Source organism: Pseudolabrys sp., from assembly GCF_050250095.1.
Classification (GTDB): domain Bacteria; phylum Pseudomonadota; class Alphaproteobacteria; order Rhizobiales; family Xanthobacteraceae; genus Pseudolabrys.
The window spans coordinates 235,098-249,901 of the sequence record NZ_JBFWPH010000003.1; the positions used below are offsets into that span (position 1 = coordinate 235,098).

A 14,804-nucleotide genomic window follows, 5' to 3' on the forward strand; every position below is an offset into this window, starting at 1 on the left:
TGCCTGAGCCACCGCTAGCCCGGCGCGAGCTTGCGTTCCAGCCGCGTGACGGCAAGGTCGAGTGCCGACAGAAAGCGCGAAATGTCCGCGCGCGACAACGGCGGCGGCCCGCGCGTGACGGCGCCGGCCGAACGCAGGTCGGTCATGAGGTTACGGGTCGCCAGCGCCATGCCGATCGAATCGTCGGTGAACGCTTTTCCGGTCGGACCGATCACCGTCGCCTTGTTGCGGACGCAGCGGCCGGCCCCTCGGCCACGATCACCCGCTCGATCAGGTCGCTGCGCGGCACCGCCATGAAGGCATTGGCGACGATGTAAACCTTGAGACCGTAACGCTCCGCGACCCGGTAAACCTCCTGCTTCACCGGACAGGCATCGGCATCGACAAAAATGCGGATGGCGGCGGATTCCTGAGGCGCTTCCAAGGCTGCGGTTCCCGTGGTCCAATCGCGTTTATGCCGTGACCGACAAGGGAGGCATCAATGGCCAAGGCCCGCAAGAAAGTCCAGCCGCGGAAGAAAACGCCCGCCCGAAAGCGCGGTACGCGGCGCGCCAAAGCGCGCGCGCGAGCGTCCGCCAGCCGCGCGGCGGCGAAGCAAGCCGTCGCCATCAGTCACTACGACGAGAAGGATTTCGACGCCGGCCTGCGCGCCTATTCGGCCTATCGCGATCTCGGCGTCGCCGGCGCGACGAACGGCAAGGTGCGCGCTCATGTCATTCGCATGACCAAGCCGTTCGACGGCGGCGAGGTCGCGGTACCGCACTATCACGATGTCGAGTTCCAGATGGTCTATGTGCTCAAGGGCTGGTTCGAGACCGATCTCGACGGCCGCGGCCCGGTGCGGATGCAGGCCGGCTCGTCATGGACGCAGCCCCCGAAGATCAGGCACACTGTCACCGGTTATTCCGACGACTGCGAATTGCTCGAGATCATCCTGCCGGCCGATTTCGACACGGTGACGCTCCCGAAGTAGAGCGCCCTAGTGCTTCCACTCCGGCGCGGGAACCGGCGTCCAGCTGCGCTTGAGGCCGAGATCGTCGACGATCGCGTTCGCCGCGATATAGCCGGTCGCTCCATTGGCGCCGCCGCCATTGCCCGATGACGAGCCACACAGATAAAGCGCCTCGACCGGCGTGCGCGAGCCGGGCAGCAGCGGATGCGGCCGGTTGATGCCGAGCTGATCGGGGATGTAAGCGCCCATGCGCACCGCGCCCTGCACCATGTTGCGATTCAGCCGCTCGATATCGCGCGGCGTGAACAGATAGCTGCCAAGCAGATTGTCGCCCTCGAGGTTCGAGGCATAGACGCGCCAGTAATCGAGAATACGCTTCGTGTAGTCCTCGCGGTTCTTGTCCCAGTTGTCCGAAGCGCCATCGACCGCATAGGGCGCGAACGGCCACCAGAACGCGGTATGGCGGCCCTGCGGCGCATAACTCGGATCGAACTCGCTGTTGCAGGCGCCGTTGCCCATCAATACGTCGGGGAATTTTTTGTTGGCGCAGTCGGCGAAGCAGCTTTCGACCTGCCCGATGTCGTCCATGCCGAAGAAGATATTGAAGGCGTTCTTCATCGCGGGATCGAAACTCTCCGCGCGATAGATCGGCGGACTTTTCAGCGCGAGATGCAGCGTGACGAGGCTGTGATTGCCCCAGTGCCAGCGCTTCGCCTTGTCTTGCACGGCCTCCGGGAAAAGCTCCGCGCCCGCCATGTCGAGGGTCGTTGGGAAGTCGATGGCGCTGGCGACGAAGCGCTTCGCGGTGACGGCCGTGCCGTCCGCAAGCCTGACGCCGGTGGCGCGACCATTCGCGACGACGATCTCCTTGACGTCCGCGTTCATCACCACCTTGCCGCCGCCCGCCTCGACGATGCGCGCGAGCGCGAGCGGCAACGCCTGCGCGCCGCCGACCGGCAGGGTGAAGCCGGCGATATTGGCGAAGATCGCCGGGAACACGATGCCGGCGCCCGGCACGTTCTCGGTGGTGATGACATGCATGTAGGACGTGAACAGCGTGCGGATGCGCTCGTCGACGAAATGCTTGCGCACCACGCTGAACAGATCGTGCTGCGCGTGGGACAGCAGTTCCTTCGCGTTGGGTCCGCTCAACCGATCGAGCAGTTGCTCGCGCGGCATCGGCGCGTTGTAGAGCAGCGAGACGAGCAGCGGCCGCATCTCGACGCAATAGGTGTTCCACAACTCGCGGAACGTCGCCGCGTCCTGTTTCGAGAAACGCGCCAGCGACGCGCAGCTGCGGTCGAGATCCTTGTGGATCGTGATGCAGGTGTTGTCGCGAAAAACCGCAGCCTGCTGCACCGGCGGATCGATATAGGAATAGCCGTAACGATAAAGTTCGAGATCCTCGACCAGCGGGCAGAACTCCCAGCCCATGAAGAAATTGGCGTGGAGATTGAGCCGATGGCCCGGCAGCGCGCGGTCCTCCGTGCTGGTGCCGCCACCAACGCGGGCGTTTCGCTCGAGCACCGCGATCTTCAGGCCGGCGCGCGAAAGGTAAGCCGCGGTCGTCAGGCCGTTGTGGCCCGCGCCGATCACGATGCCATCGTAGTCCGCCATGCCCGCCCCCGTTTTGACGCGCCGAGCTTTATTGCGGACAAATTTTACTTCGTTGCCGGCACAGCAACAATGCAGCAGGATTTCCCGATACGAAAACTGTCGTCAGACGAACGAGACGCAGCGCCGGATTTCGGCGCCGCGTGTTTGTGTCACGCCTTTTCCGGCTGAAATTTCAGCGCCACGCCGTTGATGCAGTAGCGCAGGCCGGTCGGCGGCGGCCCGTCCGGAAAAACGTGGCCGAGGTGGCTGCCGCAACGGCTGCAATGCACCTCCTCACGCACCATGCCGAGGCTGGTGTCGCTCTCGGTCTCGACCGATCCCGGTAACGGATCGTTGAAGCTCGGCCAGCCGGTGCCGCTTTCGAATTTCAGCTTGGATGGAAACAGCGGCTGATCGCAGGCGGCGCAATGAAAAGTGCCAGCGCGCTTCTCGTGCAGCAGCGCGCAGCTGCCCGGCCGCTCGGTGCCGTGCTGGCGCATGATCATGAACTGCTCGGGGGTCAAAATCTTGCGCCATTCGGCGTTGGTATGGGTGACGGGATATTGCTTGGTCATGGTCTGTCCCTGCCTGTCATCGCTATGCCCTATATGGCGTGCCGGGGTCTCATTCGCCAGCACCGTAACCGTGGCGGGTCTGCGGCAGCTTCCAGCCAAGCGCCTTGGAGGCGATCAGCGTGCGCAGCACCTGCGCGGTGCCGCCGCCGATGGTGAACATCCGTACGTCGCGCGCCATGCGCTCCAGCGGCAGATCCTGCGAATAGCCGCGCGCGCCGAACATCTGCAGCGCGTCGTTGACGATCCTGATGGCGGCTTCCGAGGCGATCAGCTTCGCCTGCGCCGCGAGTTCGGGGTCCGGGAACGGGCTGTTGCCGGAGCCGCGCGAGCGCGCCGCCGTCTGCAGCATCAGCCGCGAAGCGGTGAGCTGCGTCTGCATGTCGGCCAGCATCCATTGCAAACCCTGGAACTCGCCGATCGGCCGGCCGAATTGCTTGCGCTCCTTGACCCAGGCGCGGGCATGGTCGAAGGCGCCGGCGGCGATGCCCATCGCCACCGTGCCGGCGCCGACGCGCTGGCTGTTATAGGCGTTCATCAAATCTGCGAAGCCGCGGCGAAAGCCGGACGGCGGCACCAGCGCCATGTCCTGCGGCACTTCGAGATTGTCGAAAGTCAGCTCGCCTTCCGGCATGCCGCGCAGGCCCATGGTCCGTTCGCGCTTCGTCACCGTCAGGCCGGTGCCGCCCTGCAAGGCGATGAACGCGCCGATGCCCTGCTCCTCGCCCACCTCGTCGAACACGCGGGCAAAGATCAGGTGCAGCTTCGAGACGCCGGCGCCGGTGATCCAGTGCTTCCTGCCGTTGAGGACATATTTGTCGCCACGCCGGTCGGCGCGCGTCGTCATCGCCATCGCGTCGCTGCCGGCCTCCGGCTCGGTGATGCAGATCGCCGGCTTGTCGCCGCCGAGCACCAGCTCGGCCGCAAGCTTCTTCTGCTTCTCGCTGCCATAGGCCATGATCGCGGAAATCGCGCCCATATTGGCCTCGACCGCGATCCGGCCGGCCACCGTGCAGGCCTTCGACATTTCCTCGACCACCAGCACGGCATCGAGGAACGACGCGGCCTTGCCGCCATATTCGAGCGGGATCGTCATGCCCATGAAGCCCGCGCCGTTGAGCGCCTTCACGGTCTCCCAAGGGTATTCGCCGTTACGGTCGGTTTCGGCGGCGCGCGGCGCGATCACGCCCTGCGCCAGCTCGCGCGCCCGCCCGGCAAGCTCGGTCTCGTCGCGGCTCAGCCCGGTCCACATATGTCACTCACGAAGCCGGCACGTCCGGCGGGCCGCAATCATGGCCGTTCCGCCGCGGAAGTCTAGCCGCCGAAATCCGGCCGGTAGCCGTTCGCGGAGGCCTCGATGCGGCCGGAAAACGGCGCACCGATATGGCCCGGCAGCATCAGCGCGCCGGAGCCGGCGCAATAGTCGAGCACCTTGCGGCGGCTGACGCGGGCCTGCGCGGCGTCGGAGTTCTTCGGGAAGTTCCAGTCGGGATAATAGACCTGTAGCAGGTGATGCAGGACATCGCCGGTGAAGACGCCCTTCTCGCCCTTGCTTTCGAGCTTGAAGAAGACGTGGCCCGGCGAGTGGCCCGGCGCCGAATCGATCTCGAGAAAGTCATTGAGCCGCATCGCCCCGCCGCTGACGAGATCGGCGCGGCCGGCCTCGATCACCGGCACCACACATTCGCGAAAGGTGCCAAGCTCCGCCGGCGCTGTGGCCGGATCGGCGTCGAGCTTTGCGAAATAATCGACGTCAGGCTTTGAGAAAACATAGCGGGCGTTCGGGAAGGTCGGCACCCATTTGCCGTCCTTCTGCAGCGTATTCCAGCCGACATGATCGTGATGCAGATGGGTGCACATCACGAGGTCGATCTCGTCTGGCTTCGCACCGGCCGCCGCGAGCTTCTCGAGATACGGCGTGTTGAGCATGTGCCAGAACGGCCGGTCGGGCTTCACCTTGTTGTTGCCGCAGCAGCAGTCGATCAGGATTTTCTTAGCCCCGACCTGCAACAGCCAGCTATGCACGCTGAGTTTGATCTTGCCGGTCTCGGCCTCGTAGTGGCCCGGTGCGAGCCAGGATTTGTGCTCCTCGACCTGGTCGGCCGTGCATTCCGGAAAGATCTTCGTCAGCGGATAGGTCGGCCCGTAGAATTCCTCGATCCGTGTGATCGTCGCGTCGCCGATTTTCAGCACCGCTCACCTCCATGCAAAGGGCCGCCCGGCGGACCGGGCGGCCAATCTTCAGTCTCGCTATTTCGGCAGGAAGTCGTTGGTGAAAGTATCCTTCAACACGATACTCTCGCCGCCCTTCGGCTGGAGATAATGCAGGGTCGCCTTGGCCTGATCCTCGGTCATCCGGCCGTCCATCGTCCAGATCTGGCTGACCGTGTCGTAGGCCTGATCGTTGGTCTCCGGCTTCATGTTGGGATACTCCTTGGCCATCAGCTCCTTGCCGCGCTTGGGGTCCTTCTTGAGGATCTGCTGCGCTTCGAGAAAGGCCGCCGCGACCTTGCGCAGCAGGTCCGGTTTTTCCTTAATGATGTCCGGATGCGCCGCAAGCGTCATGAAGATCAGATCGCGGAATTCCGGGATCTCGCCGTTCATCACATTGAGATAGATCTTGCCCTTGCCGGCCTGCTGCACCAGCACGCCGGCCGGTTCGAACGGCAACGCGGCGTCAACCAGCCCCTTCTCGAACGCCGCCACATAGGCGCCGGCTTCCGCGCCGACATAGACGGAGGAGATATCGCCCGGCAGGCTGAGGCCGTATTTCTTGGCGAGCGTGCGCAGCATCTTTTCGCCGGAGCCATTGGCGGACGGCAGCGCGACGCGGGCGCCCTTGAGCCGTTTCACTTTCTCCTCGACCGACATCTTCTCCGAGCCCTTCACCAGCTCATCGTCTCCGATCACGTTGTTGACCGGCCGGTTGGCGACGTTGAAGAACGAGACGATGCGCTTGCCCTGACCGGCGACGGTGAGAACATGCTCGTAGGACAGGATGCCGACGTCGGCCTGCTTGGTCAGAACCGACTGCAGCGCCAGCGCGCCGCCCTGCACGATGCTGATTTCCGGCGTCAGCCCGTGTTTCTCGAACAGCTTGAGCTGCTTGGCGACGTAAAGCGGCCCGGAGAAATAGCCGTGACCGATATTGGTGATCTTGACCGTTTCGGCCGAGGCCGTCGCGGACATGACAGTGAACGCGGCAAGCGCCGCAACCTTCAGCAGTTTCATGGCGTTTCCTCCCGTTGCTCTTGTCGTTGTGACTAATTGCCGACCGCCCGCCAGCGCTGCATGCGGCTCTGGATGACATCGACGGAATAATTCAGCGCGACCGCCAGCAGGGCGATCACGATCAGCACCGCGAAAACCCCCGCCGTATCGAACTGCGCGCCGGAAAATTGCACGAGATAGCCGAGGCCGCGATTGGCGGCGATCATCTCGCCGATCACCGCGCCGATCAGCGCATAGGGCACCGAAATCTTGAGACCGGCGAACACCCAGGACAGCGCCGAGGGGATGATGACCTTGAAGATGACCTGCGTGCGGGTCGCGCGCATCAGCCGCGCGCCGTCGATCAGATCCTGATCGACCTCGCGGACGCCGGCGATGGTGTTGAGGAAAACGAGAAACAGCACCAGCGCGGCGGCGAGCGCAATCTTCGATTCGACGCCGAGGCCGAACCACAACACAAACAGCGGCGCCAGCGCCACCTTCGGCAACGCATTGAGCGCGTTGAGGTAAGGACCGAGCAGCCTGCCCATGAAAGGCGAGACGCCGAGCCAGATGCCGAGCACGACGCCGCCGATCGCGCCGACCAGAAAGCCCATCAGCGTCGCGTAAACCGTCGCCCAGAGATGGAGAAAGATCGAGCCATCCGCCGTCCACTGCCACAATCGCTCGCCGACCTCGACCGGATTGGAGACGAAGAAGCTGTCGATCAGCCGGTCCGACGCCCCCTGCCACGCGAGCAGAATGACGATGCCGAGGATGACCTGATAGAGCGTCATCATCACGGTGCCGGTTTCCTTCGGCCCGATCCGCGTCACCGGCGCAGCATCGGCGGGCGCGGCTTTGTCGGCCTCGGAGGCGCTCATACCCGCTCCTCCTGGTATTCCACGCGCAGGCGGTCCCACAGCGCGTCGTAGTATTCCTTGAATTCGTTGGTGAAGCGCACGTTCAGCACGTCTCGCGGGCGTTTCAGATCGATGCGCTGCTCGAGCGCCAGCGTCGCCGGCCGCCGCGTGCAGACGATGACCCGGTCGGCAAGCGTCACCGCTTCCATCAGGTCGTGGGTGACGAGCAGCACCGTCTGTCCCATTTCCGCGGCGAGCTGCAGCAACAGGTCGTGCATCGTCAGCTTCAGCTGCGCATCGAGCGCCGCGAAAGGCTCATCGAGCAGCGCCGTCTCCGCACCGTAGAGCAGCATCCGCGCGAGGCAGGCGCGCTTGCGCATGCCGCCGGACAGCTCATGCGGAAAGCGCGTCTCGAAACCGTCGAGACCGACATGCCGGATGACCTCCTGCGCACGATCGGCGCGCTCCGGCTGACCGACGCCGGCAAGCTCCAGCGGAAACGCGATGTTGTCGCGGACGTTGCGCCACGGCAGCAGATTGTCCTTCTGCGTCATGTAGCCGACATCGGTGTTGATGTCGGAAACGGGCTTGCCCTTGTAGACGACCTGCCCGCCGGTCGGCGCATAAAGACCGGCGATCATGTTCAGCAAGGTCGACTTGCCGCAGCCGCTCGGCCCGATGACCGCGATGATCTCACGCCGCGCGATCGTCAGGTTGATATCGCGTACGGCATCGACCGTTTCATCGCCCTTGCTGAAAGTCTTGGAGACGTGGCGAAGCTCGATCATGCCGCACCGCCCTAGAAGATCATGCGCTGGTGGCCACCATCGACATCGATGTTGGCGCCACAGATGAAGCCGGCTCGCTCCGACGCCAGAAAGGCGACGGCGTTGGCGATATCCTCGGGCGTGCCCCAACGGCCGAGCGGAACCTCCGCGCCCCACTTCGACTCCTGTTGCTCAAGGCTGCGGCCGAGATGGACCTCGTTGAACAGGGTCAGACCGTGCGTCAGCGGGCTTTCGATCCGGCTCGGACACACCGCATTCACCAGAATGCCGGAGGGCGCGAGATCGTCGGACAGCGACTTCACGAAGGCATGTTGCGCGGCGTTGACAACCGTCGAGACGATGCCGTTGGCCTGCGGCACCTTGCCGGTCTGCCCGACGATGACGATGAAACGGCCACCGCCGCGGGATTTCATATGGGGCGCTGCCGCGCGCGCAAGCTCCCAGGGCCCGGCAACCTTGGTGGTGAAATGGTTGAGCAACTCGGCGCTGGAGAGGTCCGACACCCGGCCGGCGATGTGGGTGCCGGCATTGCTCACCACGATGTCGATGCCGCCGAGCGACCGGACGACATCCGTCACCAGCCCTTTCACCGAAACGGGATCGCGCACATCCGCGGAAAAACCCTGAACGCCCGCCGACTTCAGGCTGTCCACCGCCGCATTGAGCTTGGCCCGGTCGCGGCCGCAGATCGCGACGCCGACCCCTTCCGCAGCGAGCTTCTGCGCGATGGCAAGGCCGATGCCGCTGGTGCCGCCGGTCACCAGCGCGATTTTGCCCTTCAGTCCGAGGTCCATGCGCGCCTCACCCGAAAGGATAGCGGTGATAGCCGCCATCGATGCTGACCGAACTGCCGGTGACGAAATTGGCGCAGTCCGACGCGAGAAACGCCACGAGATCGGCGACCTCGTCCGGCCGGCCGGTGCGGCCGAGCGGATTGGCGCGCGTGAAGCCGGCCGCCGCGGTAGCGCGGTCGACATTGCGCTCGCGCATTTCCTTGGCGATCAGCGACGCCAGCAGGTCGGACTCGATATATTGTGGGCATACGGCGTTGACGCGGATGTTGTCGCGCGCCACCGCGTCGGCGACCGACTTGCTCATCGCCATCACCGCCGCGTTGGTGACGCCGGAGGGGAAGCGATCCGGGTGCGGATGCCGCGCCGCCTGCCCGACGATGTTGATGATGCGGCCGTCGCGCTGCTTCTTCATGATCGGCAACACCGCCTGGATCATCGCGAAGAAGCCGAACACCTTGTCGCGCAACTGACGTTCGAGGATATCCATCGTCGTCGTCTCGACCGTGCCGCGCAGATGCGTCCCGGCGTTGTTGACGAGAATGTCGATGCGGCCGAAGCCGCGATGCACGGTATCGACGAACCGCGACACCGCCGCGACGTCCGTGACATCGGTTGCGATGCCGATGACGCGTCCATGTTTCGTGAGTTCGGCGACGGCTTGATCGAGCGTCGATTGCGTGCGGCTGCAAATCGCGACGGCGCAACCTTCGGACAGCAATGCATGCGCGACGGCCTTGCCGATGCCGCGCGAGCCCCCGGTGACAATCGCCGTCTTGCCCTGCAAGCCGAGCTGCATTGTGTCTCCACCCGCTTGTCTTTTTCTTGTTCTGTAGTGAGGATACTCGCCACCACAACAACAGGCGTCAAGCTGAGGGAGAAACGAATGGACTTGGGCATCAAGGGCCGTCGCGCGATTGTAACCGGCGGTAGCAGTGGGATCGGTTTCGAGACCGCGCGACAGTTTCTCGAAGAAGGCGTCCGCGTCCTGATCACCGGCCGCAATGCAACAAAGCTCGAGAAAGCCCGCGAGGAACTCGCCTCGAGAACGGGCGGCGAGGTTCACGCCGTCGTTGCCGACATGACCAAGGAATCCGACATCGTGAAAATGGTCGAGACCGCCAAGCAAAAGTTGGGCGGCGTCGACATTCTCATCAATAATGCCGGCCAGATGTATTCCGGCCGCTTCGCCGCCTTCAACGACGACGACATGAAGGTGCAGCTCGAGACCAAGCTGTTCGGCTTCATGCGCGCGATCCGTGCCGTTTATCCGATGATGAAGGCGCAGAAGTGGGGCCGCATCATCAACACCATCGGCGGCGCCGGCAAGGAACCCGATCCCTATATGTTCGGCAGCGGCATGACCAACAGCGCGTTGCTCAACCTGACCAAGTCGCTGGCGACCGAATTCGGCGAGGACAACATCCTCGTCAACGCGATCTGCCCCGGCTGGGTCGCGACCGACCTGTGGGTGCGCAACACCGAGGGGCTGAAGAAGGAACTCGGCGTCGGCACCGAGGCGGAGGCCCGCAAGCTCGCGGCGAAGAAAAATTCGTTGGGCCGGATGGGCAAGCCGGAAGACCTCGCAAACGCGTCCGTGTTCCTGTGCTCGGAGCGTGCCAACTACATTACCGGCGTCTCGCTCAATCTCGACGGCGGCCGCCTGAAAGGGCTGTGGTAGACCCGGTTACGACCGTTCGCGAATGAGGGCGCGCAGCATCTGGGGCGAGACCGGATGCTGCGTGATGCGGACGCCGAACGGCGTCAGGGCATCCTCGATCGCCGCGATGACGCAGGCGGCGGCCGGAATGGTGCCGCCCTCGCCCGCGCCCTTGACCCCGATCGGGTTGCGCGGCGACGGCGACTCCAGATGCACGATCTCGATGCGCGGCACTTCCGGCGCGGTCGGCAGCAGGTAGTCGGCGTAGTTGGTGGTCAGCGGCTCGCCGTTTTCGTTGTAATGCATGCGCTCGAACAGCGCGTTGCCGATGCCGTGGACGACGCCGCCGCGCACCTGCCCGTCCACCAGCATCGGATTGATCAGCTTGCCGCAATCGTGGCCGACGACGTAGCGCGTGATCGCCACGCGGCCAGTGTCGGCATCGACCTCGACTTCGGCGAGATGCGTACCGTTGGCGAAGGTCGCGGCCGGCACGTTGAAATAGGCGGTCGCTTCGAGGCCCGGCGTCTGGCTCATCGGAATGCCGGACATGCCGTTGAGCTTGAAGGCGATATCGCCGAGCGGTACCGACAGGCCCGGCGCGCCGGCAACGCGCACCGCGCCGTCCTCCAGCACGAGATCGTGCTCGGCGGCTTCCAGCATTTCGCTCGCGACCTTGATCGCCTTGGCGCGCACATCGACGGCGGCCTGATGCACCGATGAGCCGGCGGTGACCGCTGTGCGGCTCGCGATTGCGCCGATACCGAGCGGAAACGCAGCCGTATCGCCGGCCTCGACGATAATTTTGTCGAGCGGCACCGAAAGAATCTCCGCGCAGACCTGCGCGAGCATGGTGGCATGACCCTGCCCCTGGCTCGCCGCGCCGGTCTGGATCACGATCCTGCCGCTCGGCTCGACACGCACCGTCGCGCCTTCGAACGGCGCCAATCCGGTGTCCTCGACGTAGCTCGCGATGCCACGGCCGATATAACGGCCCTGCTTTCGCGCCTCAGCCTGCCGGGTGGCGAAATCGTCGCCGGCCTTGTCGAGCACGGCTTCGAGGCAGGCGTGATAATCACCGCTGTCATAGGCGACCGGCGAACCATCGCGCGCCTTCATGCCGGTTTGATAAGGAAACTGGTCCTTGCGCACGAAGCTGCGGCGGCGCACTTCGGCAGGATCGAGCTTCAGCTCGCGCGCAACGCGATCCGCCAACCGCTCCAGAACGAAACAAGCGGTCGGCCGGCCCGCACCGCGCACCGGCGTATTCGGTAGCAGATTGGTGAACACCACATCGATCGCGATATCGACCGCCTGCAGCGCGTATGGCCCCGGAAACGCGGCAAGCGAGGTGACGGCGGCGACGAGCCCATAAGGCACATAGGCGCCGTTGTCGTGAATGCAGCGGCCGCGCACCGCGAGCATCTTGCCGTCGGCATCGGCCGCAACCTCGACATCCCACGACTGATCGCGTTGCTGCGTGGTCGACAGGAAATGCTCGTAGCGATCCTCGACCCATTTCACCGGCCGCTGCAATTTCTGCACGGCGAGCGGGATCGCGACTTCTTCGGGGTAGAGCGAGCATTTCGGCCCGAAGCCCCCGCCGACATCCGGCGCAATCACCCGCACGCTGCGCTCTGTAATGCCAAGATGATCGGCCACCAGCCGGCGGACCATGTGCGGCGCCTGCGTCGAACTCCACAGCGTCAAATCGCCGGTGTTGGGATCGACCGACGCCGCGACGCCCCGCGTTTCCATCGAATGACAACCGCCGCGATGCGTCTCGAAGCTTTCACGGAACACATGCTTCGCCGCCGCGAAAACCTTGTCGACCTCGCCGAACTGGCCGCGCATCGCCGCGACGAGATTGTTCGGCGTGCCGGTGTGAACGCGCGGCGTTTCCGCGTCGAGCGACCGCCGCCAGTCGGTCACTGCCGGCAGCACCTCGTAATCGACCTCGACCAGCGCGGCGGCATCCTCGGCCGCAGCGCGGCTCGCACCGAGCACCACCGCGACCGGCACGCCGACATGGCACACTTCATCGTGCGCGAGCGGCTGGTAATTGATCGGCTGCTTGACCACGGCGACCGGCACCATGTGCGGCATCGCCTTGCGGCCCAGCTCGCCGAAATCCGCCGCAGTGAACACCGCCGCGACGCCCGCCGCCTTGCGCGCGGCATCGCAACGGATCGCCTTGATCCGCGCATGAGCATGCGGCGAGCGCACGAAGGCGGCATGCAGCGCGCCGGGCAAACGAATGTCGTCGAGATAGCGGCCGCGCCCGGTGATCAGTTTCGGGTCTTCGACGCGGCGGACCGCCTGGCCGAAATAGCGCACACCCATCAGGCTTTCTCCCGCGGGCCGCGCACCACATCGAGCGCCGCATCGACGATGTTTTCATAGCCGGTGCAGCGGCAGATGTTGCCGGAGATCGCATCGCGAATGTCGTGCTCGGATGCCTGCAGATTGTCGCGCAGATAAGCCACCAGCGTCATCAACACGCCGGGCGTGCAGAAACCGCATTGCAGGCCGTGGCGGTTCCACAGCGCCTCCTGCAGCGGGTGCAGCACGCCGTCCGCCGCAAGCCCTTCGACGGTGACGATTTCCGCGCCGTCCGCCTGCCCGGCGAACATCAGACAGGATCGCACGGGCACGCCATCCAGCATCACCGTGCAGGCCCCGCAGACGCCGTGCTCGCAGCCGACATGGGTTCCGGTCAGGCCGAGATCGTGGCGGATGAAATCCGCGAGATGCCGGCGCGGCTCGACATTCGCCTCATAAGCGGTGCCGTTGACCGAGCAGCGCACATGCTCCGTTGCGCTCATCCCGGCACCTACGCCGTGCGGGGCGGCACCGCGCCCGATTTGGCGACGCGCGGCCGCGGCCTGCCGCCATCGGCCAGCACGACCACGACAACGATCTCGTCCGGGCGCGGCGCGCCGGGCACCGCGATCGTCATCGTGTCGATATGGTCGAACGACCAGACGTCGTCCTTATGGCCGAGCGGCACGTCGATCGATTCACCGGGCGCCGCGATCTTGACGTTGGAGGGAATGATGGCCTGACCGCCGCCGATCGCCTCGCGCATCGGCTTGCCCATGCGCGGATGGATGATGGCCGCGGCATGCTCGATGTCGCCGGCGCTGCCGATCAGCGCCGCCTTGCCGTAGGAGACGACCGGCGCGCGCAGCAGCGTCCTGGCCTCGGCGGAGAGATGCTCGCCCAACTCCGCCCCGAGCGGGATCAGCACGCCGAGATCGTCGGTAGCGACACCGGCGAGTGGATTGGCGATCACCGCGCAGGCGGCCACCCGCGTCACCGGGACGATGGCAGTCGACCCGCCCTCGAACTTCACCGTATCGCTGATGACGAGAAGCCGGCGGATATCCATCGCTTATCTCCCGAACAGCCTGGCCGCATTTTTCGTCAGGATCGCGTCGGCCTGCGCTACCGGCAGCGCGCTGCGCACGAACGACACCGGATGCGGCTCGCCCAGCGGGAACGGCGCATCGCTTCCCATCAGCACATGCTCGACCGGCACGACCGAGACCGCATAGCGCAGGATATCCGGCTCGAAGCAGATCGAGTCGAAATAGAGCCGGCGCAGATAGTCGCCGACCGGCGCCTTCAATGTGGCGGAAAGCTGCGCGTTGGTATCCACCTCGCGCTGCATGCGCGCTCGCAAGATCATGCTGAACGCCCCGGCATGGGCGCAAACAAGCTTGAGCTTCGGCCAGCGGTCGAGAAAGCCGGAACAGACCATCCGCAGGATGTTGATGGTGTTGTCGAACAGATAGCCCGCCACCACCGTCAGCTCATAGTCCCGCATGCGCTCCTTGCCGGCCGGATCGGCGGGATGCACGAACAGCGGCACGTCAAGCTCGGTCGCGACGCGATAGATCGGCTCGAAGCTCGTGTCGCTGAGATAGGTGCCGCGCACGTTCGAAGCGACATGACCGCCGACGAAGCCATAGTCCGTGACGCAACGCTTGAGTTCCGCCGCAGCGGCGGCGGGATCCTGCATCGGCAGAAAAGCCCAAGCGCCGAACTGCCTGTCCTTGCCGGCGAGCGATATGGCGAGCGCCTCGTTGAACCGGCGCGCGGATTCGACCGCGAGCTTCGCATCGAGATGATAGTCGATGAACGGCGTGGCAAGCGACAAGATCGCGCGCTCGACGCCCTCCGCTTTCATGCTGTCGAGCTGGCGCGGCAGATCGAAAAAGGTTTCGTTGAGCCCAAAGTGAATGCCACGAATGTCGGTGTCGATCAGCTCGCCCTCGCGGCGCTTGATTCTGATGGCGAATTCCGGCCGCGACACCATGAAGTCGAAAAACTGGCGCGGAACGAAATGCCGATGGATGTCGGTGATCAT

At 64.8% G+C, this 14,804-nt stretch carries 15 protein-coding genes and 1 pseudogene; 2 read left to right on the forward strand and 14 right to left on the reverse strand.

Going from position 1 to position 14,804, the window contains the following annotated elements:
• Positions 1-14: 14 nt before the first annotated feature.
• Positions 15-424 (reverse strand): annotated as a pseudogene (locus AB7F10_RS10535) (YaiI/YqxD family protein).
• 57 nt (positions 425-481) lie between these two features.
• Between AB7F10_RS10535 and AB7F10_RS10540 the strand changes: the two are divergent.
• Positions 482-973, forward strand: a complete 492-nt coding sequence (locus AB7F10_RS10540) for a cupin domain-containing protein (RefSeq protein ID WP_428560536.1) — start codon at positions 482-484, stop codon at positions 971-973.
• Between the two features lie 6 nt (positions 974-979).
• Here AB7F10_RS10540 and AB7F10_RS10545 read toward each other — a convergent pair whose 3' ends face one another.
• From AB7F10_RS10545 to AB7F10_RS10585, 9 genes are all read right to left on the reverse strand, one after another.
• On the reverse strand, positions 980-2,569 hold the full coding sequence (locus AB7F10_RS10545) for a phytoene desaturase family protein (protein ID WP_428560538.1): 1,590 nt from the start codon (positions 2,567-2,569) through the stop codon (positions 980-982).
• Between the two features lie 149 nt (positions 2,570-2,718).
• Positions 2,719-3,123, reverse strand: coding sequence for a peptide-methionine (R)-S-oxide reductase MsrB (msrB, locus tag AB7F10_RS10550; RefSeq protein WP_428560540.1), 405 nt, complete (start codon positions 3,121-3,123; stop codon positions 2,719-2,721).
• A 49-nt stretch (positions 3,124-3,172) separates the two neighbouring features.
• Positions 3,173-4,372 (reverse strand): 3-sulfinopropanoyl-CoA desulfinase, encoded by a 1,200-nt coding sequence (acdA, locus tag AB7F10_RS10555; protein WP_428560542.1) that lies wholly within the window; start codon positions 4,370-4,372, stop codon positions 3,173-3,175.
• Positions 4,373-4,434: 62 nt separating this feature from the next.
• Complete coding sequence (locus tag AB7F10_RS10560; protein ID WP_428560545.1) at positions 4,435-5,313, reverse strand: MBL fold metallo-hydrolase; 879 nt, start codon at positions 5,311-5,313, stop codon at positions 4,435-4,437.
• A 57-nt stretch (positions 5,314-5,370) separates the two neighbouring features.
• Positions 5,371-6,351 (reverse strand): ABC transporter substrate-binding protein, encoded by a 981-nt coding sequence (locus AB7F10_RS10565; RefSeq protein WP_428560547.1) that lies wholly within the window; start codon positions 6,349-6,351, stop codon positions 5,371-5,373.
• A gap of 32 nt (positions 6,352-6,383) precedes the next feature.
• Complete coding sequence (locus AB7F10_RS10570) at positions 6,384-7,214, reverse strand: ABC transporter permease (RefSeq protein ID WP_428560550.1); 831 nt, start codon at positions 7,212-7,214, stop codon at positions 6,384-6,386.
• A complete protein-coding gene (locus tag AB7F10_RS10575; RefSeq protein WP_428560552.1) occupies positions 7,211-7,981 on the reverse strand; it encodes an ABC transporter ATP-binding protein in 771 nt (256 codons plus the stop codon). Before AB7F10_RS10575 ends, AB7F10_RS10570 begins: the two co-directional genes overlap by 4 nt.
• A gap of 11 nt (positions 7,982-7,992) precedes the next feature.
• Positions 7,993-8,775 carry an SDR family NAD(P)-dependent oxidoreductase gene (locus tag AB7F10_RS10580; protein ID WP_428560554.1) on the reverse strand — a complete coding sequence of 261 codons (783 nt, stop codon included), beginning with the start codon at positions 8,773-8,775 and terminating at the stop codon, positions 7,993-7,995.
• Positions 8,776-8,782: 7 nt separating this feature from the next.
• A complete protein-coding gene (locus AB7F10_RS10585) occupies positions 8,783-9,571 on the reverse strand; it encodes an SDR family NAD(P)-dependent oxidoreductase (protein WP_428560556.1) in 789 nt (262 codons plus the stop codon).
• Positions 9,572-9,658: 87 nt separating this feature from the next.
• Here AB7F10_RS10585 and AB7F10_RS10590 point away from each other — a divergent pair, with 87 nt between their 5' ends.
• Positions 9,659-10,453 (forward strand): SDR family NAD(P)-dependent oxidoreductase, encoded by a 795-nt coding sequence (locus AB7F10_RS10590; protein ID WP_428560558.1) that lies wholly within the window; start codon positions 9,659-9,661, stop codon positions 10,451-10,453.
• Between the two features lie 6 nt (positions 10,454-10,459).
• Here the strand turns inward: AB7F10_RS10590 and AB7F10_RS10595 are convergent, their stop codons facing one another.
• The 4 genes from AB7F10_RS10595 to AB7F10_RS10610 are packed head-to-tail and all read right to left on the reverse strand — an operon-like array spanning position 10,460 to position 14,804.
• Complete coding sequence (locus tag AB7F10_RS10595; protein WP_428560561.1) at positions 10,460-12,775, reverse strand: xanthine dehydrogenase family protein molybdopterin-binding subunit; 2,316 nt, start codon at positions 12,773-12,775, stop codon at positions 10,460-10,462.
• Positions 12,775-13,257, reverse strand: a complete 483-nt coding sequence (locus AB7F10_RS10600) for a (2Fe-2S)-binding protein (protein WP_428560563.1) — start codon at positions 13,255-13,257, stop codon at positions 12,775-12,777. Before AB7F10_RS10600 ends, AB7F10_RS10595 begins: the two co-directional genes overlap by 1 nt.
• A gap of 8 nt (positions 13,258-13,265) precedes the next feature.
• Positions 13,266-13,823: an amino acid synthesis family protein gene (locus tag AB7F10_RS10605; protein ID WP_428560565.1), complete on the reverse strand. Its 558-nt coding sequence runs from the start codon at positions 13,821-13,823 to the stop codon at positions 13,266-13,268.
• Positions 13,824-13,826: 3 nt separating this feature from the next.
• A complete protein-coding gene (locus AB7F10_RS10610; protein ID WP_428560567.1) occupies positions 13,827-14,804 on the reverse strand; it encodes an amidohydrolase family protein in 978 nt (325 codons plus the stop codon).